This window comes from Vibrio sp. 2130-1 (assembly GCF_033339515.1).
Map to the genome: position 1 here is coordinate 1 of NZ_JAWOUT010000605.1, position 551 is coordinate 551.

1 protein-coding gene is annotated in these 551 nt (G+C 43.2%); it reads left to right on the plus strand.

From position 1 onward, the window contains the following. The first annotated feature begins 1 nt into the window (after position 1). Positions 2-397, plus strand: a complete 396-nt coding sequence (locus R7Q09_RS27660; RefSeq protein ID WP_005454009.1) for a hypothetical protein — start codon at positions 2-4, stop codon at positions 395-397. Positions 398-551 lie beyond the last annotated feature (154 nt).

The following is a 551-nucleotide window of genomic DNA, read 5'->3' on the forward strand; positions in this document are numbered from 1 at the left end:
AGTGGGTTTTGTTCGTATTGGAGAGAAAAAGGGCTTGAAGAAAGCCATCAAACTAAGAAATGAGTTGGGTAGAGAAATGTGGGGCAAGTTTTGGCGACGTCTATTAAAAGACCCGTACTTAATGACGCGTCTGCCGCACAGCGTTGAGCCTAAAATCGTTCATAAGCCTAACCCAACCCTCGAGAACCCAGACAACCGAGACACTTGTTACATTGCGAAATGGCGCGAGTTTAACGATAAGGGTGAATACAAGTACAAGACGGTAGTACGTTCGATTAACAAATACGGCAAACTTGCCGCTTACATGCAAACGAAAAAGGCACTACTAGAAGCCCACAAAGAGAACTTAGAAATCCTCACTTTTATGGGCCGACTCAACAGCATCGATCTGAAGTAATCCACTCTCGTACTTACACAACTTAAAAGCGCTTCAGACAAATTTCGCTTCACTGCTAAAAATGATTCCGAGAGTTGAACCTCTATCGAACACAAAAAGAGAACCCGTCATCAACCGGTTCTCTTTTTTTGTGTCCACCATTCACAAATTAAGC